This is a genomic window from Vibrio sp. (assembly GCF_984391705.1).
The window spans coordinates 1-1,183 of the sequence record NZ_CFHWOM010000164.1 but is presented as its reverse complement, the minus strand read 5'-3'; the positions used below and the strand labels follow the sequence as shown (position 1 = coordinate 1,183).

1 protein-coding gene is annotated in these 1,183 nt (G+C 44.3%); it reads right to left on the bottom strand.

Annotation, left to right across the window (positions count from 1 at the left end; translation table 11 throughout):
- Positions 1-976: FAD-dependent oxidoreductase (locus tag AC4MRV_RS22150; protein ID WP_491189418.1), on the bottom strand; the 976-nt coding region annotated here is incomplete at its 3' end.
- Positions 977-1,183: the final 207 nt, after the last annotated feature.

Below are 1,183 nucleotides of genomic sequence, written 5' to 3'. Positions count from 1 at the left end.
AGCCGTCATCAAATAATGTGATGCCTTTTGTCATACCGTGCAATTGGAAGTAACCGTCACCATAAGGCGTTAATTGAGCCATGCCTTTATCGGTACCACGAGGGCCATGGAAGATCACTTCTGGCCATTTCTGCGTACATTCATTCCAACGCGTAACGTAAGCCGCCTTAAACTCAACCAATCGATCGCGTTTCACGCCAATAGCGTCATCCACTGCACCAGTTTCAAAACCGCAAGCATTGATTAGGTAGTCACAGCTTAAAAGCTGATGCTTATCGTCTTTAAGGTATGTGAGCGCCCAATGTGAACCATCCCAATGGGCTTGCTTAAGTTCCGCCTGAGTCAATACCTCAACATTAGGCAGTTGATCTAGCGTCATATTCGCTACCGCAGCCAATCTGAACACGCTCCATCCGTATTCCTGAACTGCGACCACCGGATATTTAAGAGCTTCCAGATCTGCGTGTTGAGCAAACGGAATGCACCATTCATCGATGCTCTTTGGACTTTGCGGTTGTGTTTGCTGCGCCAGCGCAAGAAGTTCTGCTTTCGAGTACAGCTTGTAGTACTCATCGGGTTCACCAAGCACTTTGTTATCAGGCGCTTGTTGAACGAGCTTTTGATACGCCGATTTGATGACCTCTAAGCGCGGTAACAACGCTTCTGGATCTCCTCCATCAGAGTGTGGAACCGCGATTAAGGTAGGACGGACATTCAGTGAATGCGGATACAAACGAATCGTATCGATAGACTGAGCCAGAAGATCCAAGCATTGTTGCTCGGAAATCTCTCGATAAAGGTTACCACCAGCATGTAAATGACAAATTGGAGGACCATTGACCAAAGAGACGCCTTTTTCGATTACCGACACTTTGAAACCTAACTCGGCAAAGTGAATGGCTGCAGTTGAACCCGCAACTCCACCTCCGATAATAGCGATGTGTTTATCTTTACGATTTGGAAACTCAGACTTCATTGCTTCACTGAAAATTTTATAAGGAGAAATCTTTACTTAGTGTGATTCTACTCAGGTTTGAGCATGATTAAAATCACAAAAAGTTCATGGGTTTGCATTTGTTAACAGTGTACGAAAAAAGTTACTTTCGAGAGCAAAAAATTTCCTAAAAAAGTGCTTGACGAGGTTGTTGGGAAAGCCGTTTTTTCTACCTGTGTTAATAATATT